Origin of the sequence: Candidatus Pantoea formicae (assembly GCF_011752625.1) — a bacterium.
In the GTDB taxonomy this organism is placed as follows: Bacteria; Pseudomonadota; Gammaproteobacteria; order Enterobacterales; family Enterobacteriaceae; genus Pantoea; species Pantoea formicae.
This window is the reverse complement of sequence record NZ_VWXD01000001.1, coordinates 16591-32635: the sequence shown is the minus strand read 5'-3', so window position 1 is coordinate 32635 and position 16045 is coordinate 16591. Positions and strand designations below refer to the sequence as shown.

Sequence of the window (16045 nt, the reverse complement as noted above, 5' to 3'; positions counted from 1 at the left end):
ACTCCTGATGTTGGTTAAGTGGGGTGATCAGTAATTGATGGTGGTGTGGGGAATCAGGCCGTCTTTAAGCGCTACCAGAGTGGCGATAGCGTCTTCACGCGAAAGGCCAGCGTTAGCAATCAGTGCATTCACAACGGCAGTACCGACTGCTTTTCGGTGCACTTCATTGGCAGCGCGCTTTGCATTTTCATCAACCACACGTTTCACTTCAGCCAGGCGGGCATCTTCCGCAGCTTTAGCTTTGCGCTGCTCTTCAGCGATTGCCGCCTGCTTCTCGCGCTCAACCTGCGCTTTCTGTTCGGCTTCACGGCGGGCAGATTCGGCGGCTTCCTGCTTCAGCTTCTCTTCATGACCGCGGCGCGCTTTCTCTTCCGCTTCTTTGCGGAGGCGTTCGAGTTCGGCGGCCTGATCTTCACGCTGCTTGGCAACGATTACCGCGGCTTCCAGCTTCTGCACCGTGGCATCCTTCGCCACACCCGCTTCGGTGGCGATTTCCTGCCAAGTGTCGTCCAGTGTCACCGCTTTGGCTTCGCAGAGGCGCGCCTGAATATCTGTGGATGGCAGGTAATTACCGGCATCGTCAATTACATCGGCCAGCGCACGGAGATCAGCCAGGCGCTGCTGCAAGGCCTGCTTGCGTTCATCTTCAGCCTGCTCCCACTCGGTGAGCGGGCGGCGGGTTTCATCGCGGATGGCATCGCACTCGGACACGAAGCGGCGCAGTTCTGCCTCGACTTCCTTCGGCAACTCTTTAAGGCGCTTCAGGTAATCGCGACCGGGCTTTTCGATGGCGGTCTTACTGCGCGATACCTGCGCCGCCAGTGAAGCGATGCGTTTACGGCCTTTATCCGTGCTCAGGTCTGGCACTTCATTCACTGAGTTGCGAATCTCATCGAGATAAGCGTTTAGGCCGTTTGGCACATACAGCGTCGGTGCCTGTTCAGGCTTAACTTCCAGTACTGCTAAATCCGTTGTTTCACTCATTTCCTTCTCCTGCGGGCAAAAAAATACCCGCACAGAGGCGGGTGTATTTAGGAAATCCCTATCACAGCGAGATTAATTACCGGGTTGTAACGAATCAGTGGGTTAGGGATTATCAAATCATGACTACATATCGCGTAAGAGTGGGTTTTCATAACCCGACAGGCCTGACTTTCAGGCAGCTTGATGAAGTACTTGAACCCCTCCGTTTCTGGCGAACAGATACGAATGGTGGCAACTTTCGTTATTACATGGAGTACGAGTATCAATCTGAAGTAAGAAGTATTTGCGATGTGTGTGAACTAGCTTATTCCCAGGCCTGTAAAGTGAGGAAATGTCCGCTGATTCTTGTTGAGGCCAAATCTAATAAGGAACACCGTGAATAAAAAAGAACTTCCAACCAAAATTTGCACAGTGTGTGGCCGACCATTTACTTGGCGTAAAAAATGGGAAAAGTGTTGGGATGAGGTTCGTAAGTGTTCTGAGCGCTGCCGGCGCAAGTAAGATAGTGCCTGCTTTTTAAGGTATTACCGCGCTGGTTAAAAATTAAGTTCTGTCACCTCAAACCAATGGAATCGACTTACCGCGCATCTTCTGCACCGCGTGAATCTGACGCCCAGCTTCGTTGCTGACCTTCTGGTATTTGTTGCTGATGCGATGTTCAACATATGCCGCCGCACCCGCCAGAATCTGCTTGTGATACTCCGTCTCGGTGTCGACTGCGCGGTTAACGCTTGGTGTCACGTGGCGCTTGCACTGCAACACAACGCGGCTCGGAGTAGGGCGGTGAAGAACTTCAGAACTGTTGCTGACTTCGCTCTGAAGGCCTGCGCGGCGTTCCCGGCGACGACCTGCAGCTGAACCAGAGAATTGAGTTCTGCGTGCCATAGATACCTCCTGAGTGAATTTTGGTGGTGTAGCGGCAGTGCGGACCAGCTAAGGCTGAGAGCATCGCAAAGTAGCTATCCGTTACACCCCAAAACTCACGCTTTGGTACTAATTGGCTTTTCAGCCACGTAGGTGATCCGTCACCGTTGTTAAAAGAGCGTGCCATCCGTTTCGTTGTTCGCCAGCGTCCTGCTGATGGGATGTAATTTAGCGTTATGCTAAATATATAGCAATAGCAAAATGCTAAATAATTTATGAATTGTGTTTAGCATAATGATTTAGAAGGCGTTTTATTTTTATTCAGGCGCTAAAAGCCACTACGCGCTGAGCGTGATAAGCTGGATTGAGTGATAAATGTACAGGTGGCGTATGGAAATCGACGAAGAAAGGGCTGTGATGCTGGCTAATGCGATCGGCGTTGCAGTGTTGGAATTGCGGTCAGCTGGGCTACCGCTGACTGAGTACACGCTATCGGAACGGCTTGAGGGTATGCGCCAAGTGGAAACTAACGTGATCGGGAAAGGTGTATATCGGGATGCTGCAGAGTTAGTACGGACGGGCAAGTTGAAGACATGAAAAACCCGGCGCGGTGGCCGGGTTAAAGTATTAATATGAATAAAATCTATTCAGAAGCGCCGGCATTTGTAGGCCTGAATCTTGGAGACCAAGGAAGGCTTATGGTATCAAGAACTGAGTTAGCGAAAAGTTTTTCGAAAGTTATTTTTGTACAAATGTAGACATAGTTATCGAAATACCACTGATTCTGATTGTAGAAATCTTCACTAAGCTCATCGTCCATGTCGCACTGGAAAGTAAGAATCAACGAAGCATTGGCTATGAATGCTTCTGACTCTTCTGCGCTATCATCGAGTTTGTTGGCTTCGTCATCAGCGCCAGCATCAGCGTTGGAGTACCCTACAACTTCCGGGGTCACCTCGATAAAAAGCCAACTACCATCTTCATCAGTTTGAGGGCTAACCTCATGCGCCGAAAAATTGATTTTATACCGGCCGCCTTCTGAGTTGAAGTCGTTGATGGTTAGTGACGATTTTGCGACATCGAATCCATGAAATCTAATTTTATCAAGCATTAATGATGAGTCCCTTTATCAAATACTGCCTCCCAAGATGGTTTTTCTTGGTTTCTTTTCATTGAGCCAAACCTTAAGTGATTGGCCTCTCTAGGCTTTTCAAAATGATAATGGATTTCATTTTTTCCATTTAATGCATCACGAATAGCGTTTCTTACAAAATCGTTGAGTGATAGCTTCTTTGCCTTAGATGCAAGGTAAGCTTCTTTATGGAGACTTTCGCCTATGCGAACGTTGAAGGTGCCACTCATGGTCTTCTCTGGTTTCTTGCCTAGTTCTTCACAGGTTTCCAGGTAATCATCCACGGCTGCTTCAAATGCCTTTTTCAGGTCAGGGACAGTTGATGCCTCATATGTAATCAGATCATTAATGCACTCAAGCTTTCCATGGATAACTCCATCCTCAAGTGAAACTTCAATACTTCCAAAGTAACCTTTGTATTTCATTAGGTTATTCATGATCGTCAATCTCATCCAGCAACTGTTTAACTTCTTCCAAAACATATCTTTTTAGCGTGTTTTCAGGATGCGGTTCATGAAAAATTGCAATCCTATCTAATTTTTCATTATAGAACTTTCGTCCCGAACCGCGCTTAGCATTAAGCACTCTGAATCCATATTGACTCATGAGTGTGACTAACTCTTCCCAAGTGAAATTTTTGGGAAGTATGTCGAGCTTAGCTTTTAGCTTTTCCTTTCGCGCCACGCAGGATACATCCTCTGATAAAATTAGTGCAACTGGATTCTAGTTGCAAACTATAAATGTGATAGCTTGATTTTGCAGATTAAACTCAATCACAACCAGAAAACCTCACAAACTAAGCCACATACTTAGTATCGGCTAATGGCTTAATTCCTTTACCCAAACGTCTCTTCCGCCATCATCCACCTGGCGCATAAGCCCCGCTTGCGATGAACCATATCAGCAGCATTACGCCAGCGATGATGATCGCCACCGGAAAGAGGTATCCAATTTTCATTTCCGGTTATCTCTCCGGTAAAGCGACCACTCTTCGATGCGCTCACCGCCAGGCAGCGTGCAGTAACCGGCATCACCGTCAGTACCTCTCACAATGTCGAGCTTGCCACCCATTTTCAGGCAGTGAACTGAAGCAGGGTTCGCCATGCCGATACTGTGTGGTGTTTCGTCATGTGAAGCGCATGATGCAAGTAATAAGGGGATGAATGCGATTAATGCAATTTTCATAATATTCCTGATATTAATTCAGGCCACTAAGGGAAGAAGAAAAACAAAATCACCTCAAGATAGGCGAATGCCACAATGAAGTAGGCGAGGTAATGAAGTCTTGGACTAAAAACCTTCAGAGCCATATTTGCCTCACTTTGTGAAAGTGCTATCCGTAGCATGCAACCTCCTGCCAGCTCCCCAGCGCGGCTTATCCAAACGTCTCTTCCGGCCACTGAGCCTTAAATCAGGCTGCCCCGCTGCTCAATTGCCACGCCAATGATTTTGCAATTGCCGTTCACTTCGATCCTTTCCTGCTGCGGATTGAGTGGCTGCAAATACTTCTTTCCCAAGCCAGAATCAATCACCAGCTTTTTGAAGGTAGCTTCGTTGGCATCGGTGAGCTTTGCCACAACTAGGCTGCCATTTTTTGGCTCTCTACCGGTATCGACCAGAATCATCATTCCTTCAGGGATGCTTTGCCCGTATGGTGATGTCATCGAATCGCCTTTAACACGCAGCCAAAACCCATCCCCTTCAACATGAGCATTAGACTCATAGCGTTCAAGTATCTCGCTTAGCGTGTATGGCTCTATGGCTTCACACCAGGCTCCAGCGCTCACCCAGCTTATGAGAGGGTAGCTAGCGCCGCGTGTGAAAGGTTGCGGGCTGGTTACGTTGGCATCGATAGCTTCCGATGAATGTATTGAGTCCAGCCAGCCATTAGCCAAACCGAGAGACGCCTCTATCTTTCGCGCCATCTTATCGCCAACATTCCTGACACTCTTTTCGCCTAATAACTGGCTGAATTGGGATGCACTGATCCCCAAAAGCTCAGCAAAGCTGGCCTTTGTGTTTCCACTGGTAGCGAGGTGCTTTTCCAGCATCTGCTCCAGATTTGCTTTGCGAATGTCTTTATTTTCCATCCACTGATTCTCACATCATTTAGCAATACGATAAATATGCAAAATGCTAAATGATGCTTGCTAGTCATTTAGCATAACGCTAAACTAATTTTGTTATTTTAAGGAGGCACCAATGGGTAACGAATTACTCCGCTGGCGCAAAGAGGCAACCAATGATGATTGGGTTCGCCTTGCAGCTCTGGCCAAAACATCCGTTGGCTACCTCGATCAGATTGCATATGGATTCCGCCGCGCATCACCGGGCAAAGCATCCGCAATCGAGGAAGCCAGTAAGCACTTCTCCGGTTATGTACCGGTCAACAAAGAAAACCTGGTGTTTGCACCGCAGCGAGCATCAGCAGCTTAAGTATCACCGCTCTCTAACAACGGACGTCCTGTCCTACGTCGCTGAAAAGCGAAATCCAATTAAACAAACACATCAAACGTGGCATCTGCTTCGGCTTTGTTACGTCTATCAATTTCTAAAAGGAATTATCGAATATGGAACACGCAAGAAACAGCAAGTTAATCAATGAAGTGGAAACAGAACTCCGCTCCCGTCTTACGCATAAAGGCCAGCGCGTTCTAGCTGACGAAGCCGGATGGCATGAATCGAAAGTAAGCCGTTTAAACCTGCGCGATATGGCAACGGTTTTCGTGCTGCTTGAGAAGGTGTGGGAAACGAGCCTGATTGCAGAGGTTGCCCGGCAAGCGGTGGCAGCTGCGATGGGAAAAGAAAAAGCGCCGAACTGCGGGAACAGTTTCAGCGCCAAGTAGAAATTTGCGAACACAAATAACTGGAGAAAATTATGCCAGGATTAACTGGATATGTAAACAGTGGCGGGTCACTTTATGAGTAATCTCGCCTACAGCAACGTCTCACCAATCAGGCCTGATACTGAGGCCGTGGAGCGCCGTGTGGTCGATACCGATAATGGTTATACCAGAATCGCTAACGAGCTACTGGAAGCTATCGCAAGTGCCGATTTAACAGCTAGGCAGTTGAAATTGATGCTGGCATATGTCCGCAAAACATACGGTTTCAACAAGAAATCAGATCGCATTGCTGACGAGCAGATTGCCCAACTCACCGGGCTTTCTCGCCAGAACGTCAACAAGGCAAAAAAAGAACTGCTTTCAATGAATTGCCTGTTAATGGAAGGGGGGTTAATCGGCGTTAACAAAGAGGTTTCAGCGTGGCATTTCAGCAAGTGTCTCCAAGTTAGCAATTTAGTCTCTAATCCAGAGACAAAAACTGTCTCTAACCTAGAGACTTTACCTGTCTCTAACCCGGAGACACACAAAAGACATTATTCAAAAGACAAGAAAGACATTAATTATTCGTCCGAGAATTCTGGCGAATCCTCTGACCCACCCTCTGAAAATATTCCGGCTATCCGACCTGATGCTGCCATCCAAACTCCGAAAGGGGACAAATGGGGTACAGCTGACGATCTCAAAGCAGCCGAATGGATATTTTCTAAAGTTCGCAATGTGTCGCCCACTACCCAGCAACCTAACTGGCCGGCATGGGCGAACGATATCCGCCTGGCGCGCAACGCGCTGAAATGCACGCATCTGGAAATCTGTGAAGTATTCAAATGGGCCAATGCTGACGCCTTCTGGCAGACCAACGTCTTGAGCCCTGCAAAACTTCGGCAGAAGTGGGACACGCTTAGAGCACAGATGAATCAGCCTAATAGAAACCGACCTGTATCGGCGGATCACCAACCAGCTGCCCACTGGAACAGTGAAGAAGCCTGGGAGAATTTCATATGAGACAACTCGTAGCAGCCATCAACAGCCGCGACAGCAGTGCGCTCGCCCGTATGGCCGGAGATGCACCGCAGCCTGCCGATCGCCGTCTTCACCTTGAAGTCGAAAAAATGATGAACGAGTTTTTTGACGGCCTGAAGCAGGTTTTCCCGGCATCAGTAAGCACCGCCTGGCGTAAGCCTAATGATGAAGCAGCGGCAAAGCGTCAATGGATTGCGGCCTTCGCCGAGAACGGCATTACCAGCAAAACACAGCTGGCGGCCGGAATGCGGCAGGCGCGCGCCAGCGGATCACCGTTCCTGCCATCGCCCGGCCAGTTCATCACCTGGTGCAAGCAGTCATCATTAAGCGCCGCTGGCCTGCCAGACGAAGATTCACTGTATTCCCTGGTGATGACCTACTGCGCCAAACGTGGCGGTTACGTTACAGCAGAAGACTATCCGTGGGGCAGCAACGCCGAATACTGGATGGTCACCGGCCTGTACAGCATGATGCGCGCTAACAATCTGAGTGAACCCGAGCTGCGCGTGAAATGCCGCTCTGAGCTGCGCAAGATGTCACAGCGCATCGAAGCTGGAGAAGAAATACCCGAGCCGTGTAAGCAGCTGTTAAAGCTCTCCATCCCATCAACCACCGAGAAAGCGCAGGAAGGCGTTGCGATGCTGCGTGCCACCCTGAAGCGAGGTAAATCATGAGCAGGGTCACCTAAAACCGACCGTACGGCGATGATAGCCCTCAAAGTGGAGGGGTATATTCGCAACGCAAAAAATCAATAAGTTCTGCTTTACGTTTCAATGTGTGAATTTGACTTGTACTTTACCGGTAACATCTTATTTTCAAGAGGTACGCTCAATACACACAAACTGAAGAGGGATATTTATGGCTAAGCATCATTTTCTGAAATCACTTGAAATTACAGCAATTGTCATTTTCGCGCTGGTATTGGCTTACTTAGCTATTACCGGAATCTTATCATCAATGGGCATTGACCACTCCTGGGCTTACCCTCACCGTTAAGTAAATTAAGCACCAGGGAAATCAAGTAAAACTTAAAAATAAACTAATTAAACTATATGGCCGACATCTCGAAAAATGGGGTTCGGTTGCACAAATCGAACTTCCTCGCCGTGGGGCAGCAGTTACTCCCTTTGCTCGAATCTGGCGACTCCTACCGGCTAACCTTAAGGCCGTGGAAAGAAAAACGTAGCCTTTCACAGAACAGTCTCGTCCATATGTGGTTTGGGGAAATCAGCGAATACCTCATCAAGTCTGGTCGTATCGACGCCACACCTGATTGGGTAAAGCGCAACCTCAAACGCACTTACCTTGGCTGCGAAGAGATTACATATACCGACTTCGTTACCGGCGAGAAGGTAATCTCCTATGAACCACGCCATACATCCAGCCTTGATACAGGGGATATGCACTTCTTCCTCAATCAGGTTGAGCAGTGGTGCGCGCAGTTCGGGCTGGCGCTGACCATTCCGCACGATAGCGAATATCAAAAACTGAAGGACAATCAAAATGCCTAAGAAAACATGGTCAGATAAGGATCTGGCTTACATCGAGCGCGTCGCCGGAAAGGTTCCTGTGCCCGTTATGGCAGCCGCAATAAATAAATCGGTGTCAGCTGTTACAGGTAAGGCCCACTCGCTTGGGCTAAAGCTGAAGGTACCAGCAATCATCCTCAATAAATATTGGCCCGATTACGCGCATAAGGATCGCACAGACGAAGCGTCATAATTAATTCATGCAATTCTGCAATAACAACCTAATATTTAGAATAGAACACCGATAACGTTCGAAGTTTTAACCACGTCTTCTCTGTAATAGCTTTAAAACTTCCGGGTCCGTATGAATATGAATTAGGGCCAGATGTTATCATGTGGAGAAAATCTGATGAAATCAGGACTTGAAGCAGGTTGCGTTGCCTTGGTGATTGACTCAGTGAATCCAGAGAATGTCGGTAAGTCTGTAACATTACTGAGTTGGTTCGAGGCTGGAGAATTTTTTAACGCACCAGATGGTACTTGTGGACAAATGCCCTCTAACACAGGAGGCTGGCTGTGTGTCGGTAACATTGTATGTGTTGGCAAAATGTCCGTCTCGCTAAGAGATTTCAGAAATTTTGGCTGGTGTATTTTCCCATCCATATATCTTATGCCGCTCAAGGGCGACGACCTCAGATATTATGATGACCGCAATAAGGAGAGGTGCAATGCCTGAAGAAAGGAAAGCACCGAAGGTGCGTAAATGTCGAATATGCAAAAAGCGCTATAAGCCTCTTACGCTTTATCAGTGGTGGTGTTGCGAAGAGCACCAAGACGAACTGATAAAGCAACTCGCAACAGCAGCCAGAAAGAAACGAATACAGCAGCAGGAGCAGGTTAGAAAGAAAGAAGCACAGCAGGAAAAACGTCACCATAAGATCCGCAAGTTAGCACTTAAGCCCCTCAGCCACTTCCACAAACAAGCTCAAGCCGCCTTCAACGAGTTTATCCGCACACGCGACGCTGCCGATCCATGCATAAGTTGCGGTCGCTTTCACGATGGAAAATATGACGCTGGTCATTACCGCACCCGCGGCGCATCGCCGGCCACACGTTATGACGAAACCAACTGCCATAAGCAGTGCGTTCCCTGCAATCAGCATCTCTCAGGAAACATCGAAAACTACACGCCAAACCTGATTAAGAAAATCGGGCAGGATGCTTTCGATCTCTTGATGGGCCCGCACCCGGTGGTTAAGTGGACGCGTGAAGAGTTGCAGGAACTAGCGTCGCACTACCGGCAGAAAACCAGAGAGCTAATAAAGCAATCAGAGGCGGCATGACCTGGCTAACCAGATTACTCAGCCGGGTTTATCCCTATCATCCCTTCCCGATACTGAGTAAGCGTCCCTAGCTGCCACGCAAGCCCTACAAAAATCACCAGACGGAGAAAGAAATGATCGCCGATTACCTTCGAGAAAAATGGCGGTTGCTCAGAATGTACCGCTCACGAAATACCTTCCCGGTCGATTACCGAATTATCAAGCACACCGCCAAAATCATGGGGATGAAACATGCGCATTGAACGAGACTTCCAACAAATCGTCAGGCTTGCGGGTGTGCGCAGCGCTGCCGACATGCGACGACTGTTTGGTAATGGATGGAAGACCATCAATTCATCGCAACAGGCATGGGTTCGCCACATGCTCACAGTGTGGGGTCAGCACCTGGGTAATGAAGATTACGATCACGGAGAAGTAAACGTTATTGGCCGCCTTATGATGCGTTGCGAATGGAGTGAGCAGCAGGGCAGACAGATTGAGAAAATCGTGTCAGAGCTACACTGTGAGGGTTTACGCGGCGAAGAGTTATTCCGCAAAGCCCGTGACCTGCTAATCCCTCAATCAGCAACGGCAAACATCATTGCTCTCGCCAAAGAATCAGATGATGCTGCCTTTGTTGAATCAGTTATGGTGAAAACATTCGGTAAGGACAACCCGATTAAAAACGTAGCCAGATTACGATATTGCAAACGCAAGAGCGTGCAAAACATCGGAGCATCCATGATCTATTTCACGGGTATCAGCACAAAGGAAGCCCGCAACAGAATGGAATGGGCGCTGGATATTCTTGAGGGGGAAATGTTTTATGCAATAAAACGCGAAATGGAGAATTAAATTCCCTAAAATAAGGAGTGAAGAGAATTGATGGCACAAATAGCTAAAGACAAAGGGCATGCGACCTGGCATATTCACTTTACGCTCGGGAAGCAAAGCGGACTGAGCAGTTCCATCCATCATAGGTGAGTGATTAAAAGCGCCACGGTTACCAGCCGTAGCGTTTTTTTTATTTACTAAAATCATATAGTTTTAATCGAATGCTAAATTCTCTTTGCTACAACGAATCCCCCTGAGCGGAGGGGCAGAACAATCGAAGTGCGTTAACATGCGGGTGTCGTTGATTGTTTACGAGCCTACCGGGAGGCACCCGGCGCTGTAGCGACTATAATGCTTTCGTTGTCTGCTGGCTTAAATCATCTTTTGATAGTAACCCGGCATGGCAATTAATCCGCCGTTAGCTTATTGGAAAGAGCGCTGGCTCTAATGCCAGAGGACGGGGTTAAATTCCTTGACGGCGGACCTCTCCATCTCATGAATGCCTGAAAAAACGTATAAGTGTCAGGTGTCAGGTCATATATTTTAAGATAAAAACTTCACTTAAGTAATGCTTAACTATATGCTGGATTTAATGCGGTGAATCACGTCTAGTGGCGTGGCAACAGTCAAAGCTCTGGAGGGCTGTCTGAGCAAGCGGGTAAGGGGACTGTACCTTACTCACCGTCTAACGAGCGGCACCGCAGATAAGCCATAATGCTTCAGCAAAGCATGGCTCACTTCGGTGGGCCTTTTTGAAAAAAAAGATCCCGAAATGATAAGTTCCGGGATAAAAATTCAAGTTTCTTCAAGAGATTGGGTAGTACCCGCCAAGTAATATACGCGCAATCAGTTCAAAGACCTTAAGCACATTCTTAATCAGGGCTTTTGAAGTCGTTTTTTCGAATTCCTGACGTTTTACATCGATGATTCTGTCAGGCAGTAAATTCAGTTAGCTTATTCCGGATTTGCACCATCACGGCTTAACTTAGATATTGCTAGATTGAAACTACTAATCTTTCCTGTGCGTTGTAAATAAGAACTATCATTGTTGAAATGCTGATGAATGCAGCTAGTATTGATTGTGTATCATCTCAATGCGCCACATCTAACGATGGATTGTTACCTAATCATTGACGATAAACGGGCGCACCAAATTCAGGGCATTACTCAGGTGGTGCCTTTTTCAATTAAGATTCTTGACTTCAAAAAAGAGTTTTTGTTAAAAATAAATCGCCTGATATGCTTCATTCGCTAGTCCAATCATTCATCTCGCATATCAGGCCGGAAGCCCCTTCTTAACCGAAGGGGCTTTTTGTTTGTGTAAATCCTCCCAGGCTTACAATGAGGAATACGCGACCGCCAAATGCGTCAGGGTTTATTATTTTTGTCTTATGTTCTAGATTGTTATCAATGCGGTGAATCCCTCTAAGCGATGGGGCGACAGCTATCACTCTCCTGAGTGGCAACAAGCCTAATAGCGGGTAAGGCTGGCTGGACTTACTCACCGGGAGGCACCCGGCACCGCAGACATTTTCAAAGTCGGAACGAATCCCCCTATGCGGCGGGGCATCAGCTAAGAGCCAACGCAAGTTTGCGGATGAAGGTAGCTGTACTTCATTCACCGGGAGGCACCCGGCGTTCCGGCAACATGCTATTATAAAATGACTGCTATGAATCCCCCTATGCGGAGGGGCTAAGCCACAGGGCTCGTTAAAGACTGAAGCGATTCAGATTGTGGCTTTTCTGAATCACCGGGAGGCACCCGGCATAGCAATTTCTAATGCATAGCCACCCTACCTGTGTTGAAGAACATTTTTCAAAACTTCACTCTGGGAAGGGAAGCCTAATTCCGGGTTGGGCTTATTGGATTTATTCAGTTGAAGCCCCTGGCGTCAAGTCAACCTGCTATTATGAAATCATTGCTATGAATCCCCCTATGCGGAGGGGCGACAGCTGCACTCCCAGAATCGGTCTCAAGCGGTAAGTATTAGCTGGTACTTATCACCGGGAGGCACCCGGCATAGCAATCCCCAATCTGATTATCTAAAGGCTCGCTCTGGCGGGCCTTTTTTTTGCCTCTTCCAGTCAGTGAAAACTCACCGAGTTTTCCTGAGTTTTAGCGGGCGTCCCTTCTCCTGACTATAGACAGCACCGACCCAATGGGAGGTGTGTATGAGTATCGATATGAGCAAAATTGCCACGGGCGCTGCTTACGGCGCTTCCTCGGGCACAATTGCTGTTGGATTGCTAACCCGGTTAAGTCCTGATGAGTGGAGCGCGGTTGGTGTTCTTGCTGGCATCGTGGTCGCGGTCATCACTCTTGGAATCAACTGGTATTACAAACGCAAGGCCACTCTGGCGCAGATTAAAGCCTATCAGCGCTGGCCTGCAGGCTCTGACGCCCCAAACGAGGAGTAACTCATGTCTTTGTCTAACAGTCTCCGCAATAAGCTGATTGCAGCGGCGGGCGGTGGCGCATTGTTTATTGCCACGGTATTTCTCGGCGGCAAGGACGGCGTAGAAGGGCGAGTATACGAACCCTACAAAGATGTAGCCGGGGTCTGGACTGTCTGCGACGGGCATACCGGCGGCGATATCGTTAAGGGCCGCAAATACACTGACCGTGAATGCGATCGCCTGATGTGGAATGACCTTCAGTCCGTTAAAAGTGCTGTAGATAGTCTGGTGAAAGTTCCGCTTGGTGAATATCAGCGCGCATCGCTCTACAGCTTCACTTACAACGTTGGCACCTCTGCCTTTTTAAAATCCACATTGCTTAAGAAGCTGAACGCCGGTGATGAAGCCGGAGCGTGCGAGGAAATGCGCCGCTGGGTTTACGCTGGCGGCATGAAGTGGAAAGGATTGCAGAATCGTCGCGATATGGAGCGTTCACTTTGCCTGGCGGAGGGTGCAAATGACATTTAGCCTGCGTAGTTTCCTGATCACACTCGTGGTGATAATTGCCAGCGCCATTGGTTACGGAGAGATTCGCTACCTGAATGGTTGGTATGCCCACAGCGACAAAGTCAACGCTGACTATGCACTGAAGAAGCAGAAGGCTGAAGCCAGGCTTGTTCCGATTGAGCAGAAGGCGGCAACTGCTAATGCTGGTGGCAAAGTCATCTACCGAACAATTACCCGCGAAGTGGTGAAATATGTTCAAGACCCGAATCGCACTGTGTGCCGTTTTGATGATGTTGCTGTCAGCTTGCGGCAGCGAGCAATCGACGCGGCCAACACTATCCCAGGATTTGATGAGTCCACCGTGCAAGCTCAGCCAGGCGGGAAAGGACAGTGATACTGATCTGCAATCGGATGTAGAAAATGCTGAGTGTGCAAGAACCCTCCGTCTAAACACTTACAGATGGCAGGCCTGGTACAGAGCCTCGCAATAGTTGAACGTGTGAAAGTCTTTAAGGTGATGTGTTGTTACTTGGGGAAGCTGGTGCAGGTTGATCTGCAAGCAAAGCGGAAGACGCGGTTCAAATAGTCTGTAAGCTCGGGATAATCCTGATTTGAAAAAAATCCGCCGTATCGGACTACGGCGGTAGATGTCACACACAGGGTTGTCAGCTATTAATGCTGCTCGTTAGTCATGGAATATGCCCAAAGGCACATTACCAGTGCGGGGTGAATTGTATACCTTTCTGAATATGTTGCCGGGATTTGACGGAAACTTTTGGAAATAATGACAAATACCAGACATTTCTTAAGTAAATAGCGCGCAATTAATACATAACCCATTGTCAATACTGAAGTATCCGATCTTTCGTTTGAATAATTAACTGCACTACTTGAAGTCAAATTGGTCGAAAATTTGTGTAACAGCTACTAGACTTTTATTCGCTAAGTCAAATTTCAAAGACGAAAACGGAGCGCACGATGCAAGATGACATGGCTGGTGATATTGAGATTCAGATAAAACGTCTTGCGGGTATGTATCAGATGGGGGATGGCTACCAGCAAACAAAAGAAGCGATCAACTCAATCCTAACGGACTTCAATCATGGAATTGGGAGAGATGTGTCTGTACGCATCATGGTATGGAGTGATTTACATACTTCGCTAAAAAATTCCCTGATAATTTCAGCCGACCCTCGGTGGATAGAAGCGATTCGCTATGCGATTTCCCGAGTTAAGTCGTTCAAGCAAAATGCAATGGCATCCCATGCAGCCCGTGTGGCTTCTCATGCCTGAGCCGAAAATTAACAGAAGTATCTCACTGAACAGCGCAAGTGATTATTTGTGATGAGTCACTCCCGAATGTTCAGGGCTTAGAAATTTGAGCTGAATCCTGCAAATCTTTAAGAGATACCGAAATTAGAGCCCGAACCACTGGGTACGGAGTGTCTGAGGCACTAAAGGCAGACAATATGTCAGCTACGGTAATGCTGGCGGGATTGCGTGATAAGGCGTAACCGCCATACATGCCGGGCATACTCTTAACCAGGCCTTCATCCCTGAGTACTGCGATCAGACTTTCAAGATAACTAACAGAAAGTGAAACTTCTGAAAATAAATCTCTGACAGGGATAACTTTCTCCTCACTTAGAGCCATCATGATATTTAAAGCATTGTTCTGTTTACTGGTAAGCATTCTTAATCAGCCTATACATTATACCGCTAAGAATAATACCACTGTTGTCAGGGATAGTGATCAAAATGGGGCTATGCGATTGAATCCACCGAAAAGGGATAACGGTTAGTCACGTTGTGAAGCGCTGCAACCTCGCCACCTCCACCATACAATTAATACCCATGCAAAATCGTGGATGACTGACGCAGCGATGCGACCAATATCGATATATTCCTGATGGCTCATATAACCCCCTAACTGCAGCAACCAAGATTGGCGCTGTTCTTTTGTAGTGGTTATTCATTCCTGTCATCAGGATCACGGTACCAGCTTATTGAAAAATATGTAGGGGACATGGCAAACGAAAGCATCAACCTGAATCGCCCATACCCTCCAATCGAATTTATTGAAGAGTTCGCACCCTACATTAAACTCATCCCAGCTGCTGGCGTCCATGAGTGGGTTATAGAGCAAATCATCAGTGAAGATGGTGTGCTGTATAACCCGGATCATCTGCATCTGATTGAGGCTGACATTGCTTTCCTGTGGGCAGCTACTGCATTCACGAAACAGGGGCGCACTGTCCTTGGCCAGGCTGAAGAGGTCATGATGCGCGCGGGAGGATGGCAGAAAGCCAGAATGGAACAGCAGCTTTATGAGTGGTTCGATCATAAGCCTGATTTCATCATCACGCTGGCCGGTGACTTCTGCTCACAATGCAGTGACCTCGAATTCTGCGCACTGGTGGAGCATGAGCTTTATCACATTGCCCAGGCCACCGATGAATTTGGCGCACCCAAGTTCACAAGGGATGGCGACCCCAAGCTCTGCATGCGTGGACACGATGTGGAAGAGTTCACCGGAGTGGTTCGAAGATATGGTGCAAGCGCAGATGTGCAGGAGCTAATTGATGCCGCCGCTAGACCTGCGGAAGTGGCAAACATCGACATAGCCAGGGCATGTGGAACGTGCCTTATGAAACTGGCATAACTTTAGAC

The 16045-nt window shown here is 47.9% G+C and carries 28 protein-coding genes and 1 tRNA gene; 20 read left to right on the top strand and 9 right to left on the bottom strand.

The window, feature by feature from the left end; all coding sequences use genetic code 11:
* Nucleotides 1-27 precede the first annotated feature (27 nt).
* Nucleotides 28-984, bottom strand: a complete 957-nt coding sequence (locus tag F3J38_RS00255; RefSeq protein WP_167133947.1) for a hypothetical protein — start codon at nucleotides 982-984, stop codon at nucleotides 28-30.
* A gap of 119 nt (nucleotides 985-1103) precedes the next feature.
* Between F3J38_RS00255 and F3J38_RS28040 the strand changes: the two genes are divergently transcribed.
* Nucleotides 1104-1367 carry a hypothetical protein gene (locus tag F3J38_RS28040; protein WP_167133945.1) on the top strand — a complete coding sequence of 88 codons (264 nt, stop codon included), beginning with the start codon at nucleotides 1104-1106 and terminating at the stop codon, nucleotides 1365-1367.
* Complete coding sequence (locus F3J38_RS00245; protein ID WP_369410971.1) at nucleotides 1360-1485, top strand: DUF2256 domain-containing protein; 126 nt, start codon at nucleotides 1360-1362, stop codon at nucleotides 1483-1485. Before F3J38_RS28040 ends, F3J38_RS00245 begins: the two co-directional genes overlap by 8 nt.
* 57 nt (nucleotides 1486-1542) lie before the next feature.
* Here F3J38_RS00245 and F3J38_RS00240 read toward each other — a convergent pair whose 3' ends face one another.
* Nucleotides 1543-1869, bottom strand: a complete 327-nt coding sequence (locus F3J38_RS00240; RefSeq protein WP_167133943.1) for a transcriptional antitermination N peptide — start codon at nucleotides 1867-1869, stop codon at nucleotides 1543-1545.
* A 369-nt stretch (nucleotides 1870-2238) separates the two neighbouring features.
* Between F3J38_RS00240 and F3J38_RS00235 the strand changes: the two genes are divergently transcribed.
* Nucleotides 2239-2445 (top strand): hypothetical protein, encoded by a 207-nt coding sequence (locus F3J38_RS00235; RefSeq protein ID WP_167133940.1) that lies wholly within the window; start codon nucleotides 2239-2241, stop codon nucleotides 2443-2445.
* A gap of 46 nt (nucleotides 2446-2491) precedes the next feature.
* Here the strand turns inward: F3J38_RS00235 and F3J38_RS00230 are convergent, their stop codons facing one another.
* The 6 genes from F3J38_RS00230 to F3J38_RS00205 form a co-directional block, all read right to left on the bottom strand.
* Nucleotides 2492-2959 (bottom strand): hypothetical protein, encoded by a 468-nt coding sequence (locus tag F3J38_RS00230; RefSeq protein WP_167133937.1) that lies wholly within the window; start codon nucleotides 2957-2959, stop codon nucleotides 2492-2494.
* Complete coding sequence (locus F3J38_RS00225) at nucleotides 2959-3405, bottom strand: type II toxin-antitoxin system HicB family antitoxin (RefSeq protein WP_240155858.1); 447 nt, start codon at nucleotides 3403-3405, stop codon at nucleotides 2959-2961. The genes F3J38_RS00230 and F3J38_RS00225 overlap by 1 nt, the downstream gene beginning before the upstream one ends.
* Nucleotides 3406-3409: 4 nt before the next feature.
* Complete coding sequence (locus F3J38_RS00220) at nucleotides 3410-3664, bottom strand: type II toxin-antitoxin system HicA family toxin (RefSeq protein ID WP_167133931.1); 255 nt, start codon at nucleotides 3662-3664, stop codon at nucleotides 3410-3412.
* Between the two features lie 175 nt (nucleotides 3665-3839).
* The gene (locus F3J38_RS00215) at nucleotides 3840-3938 is read right to left on the bottom strand and encodes a YoaK family small membrane protein (RefSeq protein ID WP_167133928.1); all 99 of its coding nucleotides are present in this window, start codon (nucleotides 3936-3938) and stop codon (nucleotides 3840-3842) included.
* A complete protein-coding gene (locus F3J38_RS00210; RefSeq protein ID WP_167133925.1) occupies nucleotides 3935-4165 on the bottom strand; it encodes a putative hemolysin in 231 nt (76 codons plus the stop codon). Before F3J38_RS00210 ends, F3J38_RS00215 begins: the two co-directional genes overlap by 4 nt.
* Before the next feature lie 221 nt (nucleotides 4166-4386).
* The gene (locus F3J38_RS00205; protein WP_167133922.1) at nucleotides 4387-5070 is read right to left on the bottom strand and encodes a LexA family protein; all 684 of its coding nucleotides are present in this window, start codon (nucleotides 5068-5070) and stop codon (nucleotides 4387-4389) included.
* A gap of 112 nt (nucleotides 5071-5182) precedes the next feature.
* Between F3J38_RS00205 and F3J38_RS00200 the strand changes: the two genes are divergently transcribed.
* The 16 genes from F3J38_RS00200 to F3J38_RS00125 all read left to right on the top strand — a co-directional run bounded on the left by F3J38_RS00200 (nucleotide 5183) and on the right by F3J38_RS00125 (nucleotide 14668).
* Nucleotides 5183-5416 (top strand): transcriptional regulator, encoded by a 234-nt coding sequence (locus F3J38_RS00200; RefSeq protein ID WP_100700138.1) that lies wholly within the window; start codon nucleotides 5183-5185, stop codon nucleotides 5414-5416.
* Between the two features lie 134 nt (nucleotides 5417-5550).
* The gene (locus F3J38_RS00195; protein ID WP_167133920.1) at nucleotides 5551-5826 is read left to right on the top strand and encodes a CII family transcriptional regulator; all 276 of its coding nucleotides are present in this window, start codon (nucleotides 5551-5553) and stop codon (nucleotides 5824-5826) included.
* 75 nt (nucleotides 5827-5901) lie between these two features.
* Nucleotides 5902-6828 (top strand): replication protein, encoded by a 927-nt coding sequence (locus F3J38_RS00190; protein WP_167133917.1) that lies wholly within the window; start codon nucleotides 5902-5904, stop codon nucleotides 6826-6828.
* Entirely contained in the window at nucleotides 6825-7520 is a 696-nt protein-coding gene (locus F3J38_RS00185; protein ID WP_167133914.1) for a replication protein P, read from the top strand. Before F3J38_RS00190 ends, F3J38_RS00185 begins: the two co-directional genes overlap by 4 nt.
* A gap of 184 nt (nucleotides 7521-7704) precedes the next feature.
* Nucleotides 7705-7842, top strand: a complete 138-nt coding sequence (locus F3J38_RS00180; RefSeq protein WP_167133911.1) for a hypothetical protein — start codon at nucleotides 7705-7707, stop codon at nucleotides 7840-7842.
* 56 nt (nucleotides 7843-7898) lie between these two features.
* Complete coding sequence (locus F3J38_RS00175) at nucleotides 7899-8357, top strand: YbcN family protein (protein WP_167133908.1); 459 nt, start codon at nucleotides 7899-7901, stop codon at nucleotides 8355-8357.
* On the top strand, nucleotides 8350-8568 hold the full coding sequence (locus tag F3J38_RS00170; RefSeq protein ID WP_100699968.1) for a hypothetical protein: 219 nt from the start codon (nucleotides 8350-8352) through the stop codon (nucleotides 8566-8568). Before F3J38_RS00175 ends, F3J38_RS00170 begins: the two co-directional genes overlap by 8 nt.
* A 156-nt stretch (nucleotides 8569-8724) precedes the next feature.
* Complete coding sequence (locus F3J38_RS00165) at nucleotides 8725-9051, top strand: hypothetical protein (RefSeq protein ID WP_167133905.1); 327 nt, start codon at nucleotides 8725-8727, stop codon at nucleotides 9049-9051.
* A complete protein-coding gene (locus tag F3J38_RS00160) occupies nucleotides 9044-9658 on the top strand; it encodes a recombination protein NinG (protein ID WP_167133902.1) in 615 nt (204 codons plus the stop codon). Before F3J38_RS00165 ends, F3J38_RS00160 begins: the two co-directional genes overlap by 8 nt.
* A gap of 113 nt (nucleotides 9659-9771) precedes the next feature.
* Nucleotides 9772-9900, top strand: a complete 129-nt coding sequence (locus tag F3J38_RS28330; RefSeq protein WP_167133899.1) for a YlcG family protein — start codon at nucleotides 9772-9774, stop codon at nucleotides 9898-9900.
* On the top strand, nucleotides 9890-10492 hold the full coding sequence (locus tag F3J38_RS00150; protein ID WP_167133896.1) for a hypothetical protein: 603 nt from the start codon (nucleotides 9890-9892) through the stop codon (nucleotides 10490-10492). The genes F3J38_RS28330 and F3J38_RS00150 overlap by 11 nt, the downstream gene beginning before the upstream one ends.
* 391 nt (nucleotides 10493-10883) lie before the next feature.
* A tRNA-OTHER gene (locus F3J38_RS00145) sits at nucleotides 10884-10954 on the top strand.
* 1689 nt (nucleotides 10955-12643) lie between these two features.
* The gene (locus F3J38_RS00140; protein ID WP_167133895.1) at nucleotides 12644-12889 is read left to right on the top strand and encodes a class II holin family protein; all 246 of its coding nucleotides are present in this window, start codon (nucleotides 12644-12646) and stop codon (nucleotides 12887-12889) included.
* A 3-nt stretch (nucleotides 12890-12892) separates the two neighbouring features.
* The gene (locus F3J38_RS00135) at nucleotides 12893-13396 is read left to right on the top strand and encodes a lysozyme (protein ID WP_304623122.1); all 504 of its coding nucleotides are present in this window, start codon (nucleotides 12893-12895) and stop codon (nucleotides 13394-13396) included.
* Nucleotides 13386-13769, top strand: coding sequence for a hypothetical protein (locus F3J38_RS00130; RefSeq protein WP_167133892.1), 384 nt, complete (start codon nucleotides 13386-13388; stop codon nucleotides 13767-13769). The genes F3J38_RS00135 and F3J38_RS00130 overlap by 11 nt, the downstream gene beginning before the upstream one ends.
* A gap of 584 nt (nucleotides 13770-14353) precedes the next feature.
* Nucleotides 14354-14668 (top strand): hypothetical protein, encoded by a 315-nt coding sequence (locus F3J38_RS00125; RefSeq protein WP_167133889.1) that lies wholly within the window; start codon nucleotides 14354-14356, stop codon nucleotides 14666-14668.
* 70 nt (nucleotides 14669-14738) lie between these two features.
* Here F3J38_RS00125 and F3J38_RS00120 read toward each other — a convergent pair whose 3' ends face one another.
* Complete coding sequence (locus tag F3J38_RS00120; RefSeq protein WP_167133886.1) at nucleotides 14739-15068, bottom strand: RrF2 family transcriptional regulator; 330 nt, start codon at nucleotides 15066-15068, stop codon at nucleotides 14739-14741.
* A 333-nt stretch (nucleotides 15069-15401) separates the two neighbouring features.
* Here F3J38_RS00120 and F3J38_RS00115 point away from each other — a divergent pair, with 333 nt between their 5' ends.
* A complete protein-coding gene (locus tag F3J38_RS00115) occupies nucleotides 15402-16037 on the top strand; it encodes a putative metallopeptidase (RefSeq protein ID WP_205298079.1) in 636 nt (211 codons plus the stop codon).
* Nucleotides 16038-16045: the final 8 nt, after the last annotated feature.

Coding starts and splice junctions, on each gene's coding strand:
- F3J38_RS00195 (WP_167133920.1), top strand. CDS start 5,551: ATGGAACACGCAAGAAACAGCAAGTTAATCAATGAAGTGGAAACAGAA.
- F3J38_RS00240 (WP_167133943.1), bottom strand. CDS start 1,869: ATGGCACGCAGAACTCAATTCTCTGGTTCAGCTGCAGGTCGTCGCCGG.
- F3J38_RS00160 (WP_167133902.1), top strand. CDS start 9,044: ATGCCTGAAGAAAGGAAAGCACCGAAGGTGCGTAAATGTCGAATATGC.
- F3J38_RS00190 (WP_167133917.1), top strand. CDS start 5,902: ATGAGTAATCTCGCCTACAGCAACGTCTCACCAATCAGGCCTGATACT.
- F3J38_RS00130 (WP_167133892.1), top strand. CDS start 13,386: ATGACATTTAGCCTGCGTAGTTTCCTGATCACACTCGTGGTGATAATT.
- F3J38_RS00185 (WP_167133914.1), top strand. CDS start 6,825: ATGAGACAACTCGTAGCAGCCATCAACAGCCGCGACAGCAGTGCGCTC.
- F3J38_RS00125 (WP_167133889.1), top strand. CDS start 14,354: ATGCAAGATGACATGGCTGGTGATATTGAGATTCAGATAAAACGTCTT.
- F3J38_RS00210 (WP_167133925.1), bottom strand. CDS start 4,165: ATGAAAATTGCATTAATCGCATTCATCCCCTTATTACTTGCATCATGC.
- F3J38_RS28040 (WP_167133945.1), top strand. CDS start 1,104: ATGACTACATATCGCGTAAGAGTGGGTTTTCATAACCCGACAGGCCTG.
- F3J38_RS00175 (WP_167133908.1), top strand. CDS start 7,899: ATGGCCGACATCTCGAAAAATGGGGTTCGGTTGCACAAATCGAACTTC.
- F3J38_RS28330 (WP_167133899.1), top strand. CDS start 9,772: ATGATCGCCGATTACCTTCGAGAAAAATGGCGGTTGCTCAGAATGTAC.
- F3J38_RS00225 (WP_240155858.1), bottom strand. CDS start 3,405: ATGAAATACAAAGGTTACTTTGGAAGTATTGAAGTTTCACTTGAGGAT.
- F3J38_RS00165 (WP_167133905.1), top strand. CDS start 8,725: ATGAAATCAGGACTTGAAGCAGGTTGCGTTGCCTTGGTGATTGACTCA.
- F3J38_RS00180 (WP_167133911.1), top strand. CDS start 7,705: ATGGCTAAGCATCATTTTCTGAAATCACTTGAAATTACAGCAATTGTC.
- F3J38_RS00230 (WP_167133937.1), bottom strand. CDS start 2,959: ATGCTTGATAAAATTAGATTTCATGGATTCGATGTCGCAAAATCGTCA.
- F3J38_RS00215 (WP_167133928.1), bottom strand. CDS start 3,938: ATGAAAATTGGATACCTCTTTCCGGTGGCGATCATCATCGCTGGCGTA.
- F3J38_RS00205 (WP_167133922.1), bottom strand. CDS start 5,070: ATGGAAAATAAAGACATTCGCAAAGCAAATCTGGAGCAGATGCTGGAA.
- F3J38_RS00200 (WP_100700138.1), top strand. CDS start 5,183: ATGGGTAACGAATTACTCCGCTGGCGCAAAGAGGCAACCAATGATGAT.
- F3J38_RS00235 (WP_167133940.1), top strand. CDS start 2,239: ATGGAAATCGACGAAGAAAGGGCTGTGATGCTGGCTAATGCGATCGGC.
- F3J38_RS00170 (WP_100699968.1), top strand. CDS start 8,350: ATGCCTAAGAAAACATGGTCAGATAAGGATCTGGCTTACATCGAGCGC.
- F3J38_RS00135 (WP_304623122.1), top strand. CDS start 12,893: ATGTCTTTGTCTAACAGTCTCCGCAATAAGCTGATTGCAGCGGCGGGC.
- F3J38_RS00115 (WP_205298079.1), top strand. CDS start 15,402: ATGGCAAACGAAAGCATCAACCTGAATCGCCCATACCCTCCAATCGAA.
- F3J38_RS00140 (WP_167133895.1), top strand. CDS start 12,644: ATGAGTATCGATATGAGCAAAATTGCCACGGGCGCTGCTTACGGCGCT.
- F3J38_RS00150 (WP_167133896.1), top strand. CDS start 9,890: ATGCGCATTGAACGAGACTTCCAACAAATCGTCAGGCTTGCGGGTGTG.
- F3J38_RS00120 (WP_167133886.1), bottom strand. CDS start 15,068: ATGCTTACCAGTAAACAGAACAATGCTTTAAATATCATGATGGCTCTA.
- F3J38_RS00255 (WP_167133947.1), bottom strand. CDS start 984: ATGAGTGAAACAACGGATTTAGCAGTACTGGAAGTTAAGCCTGAACAG.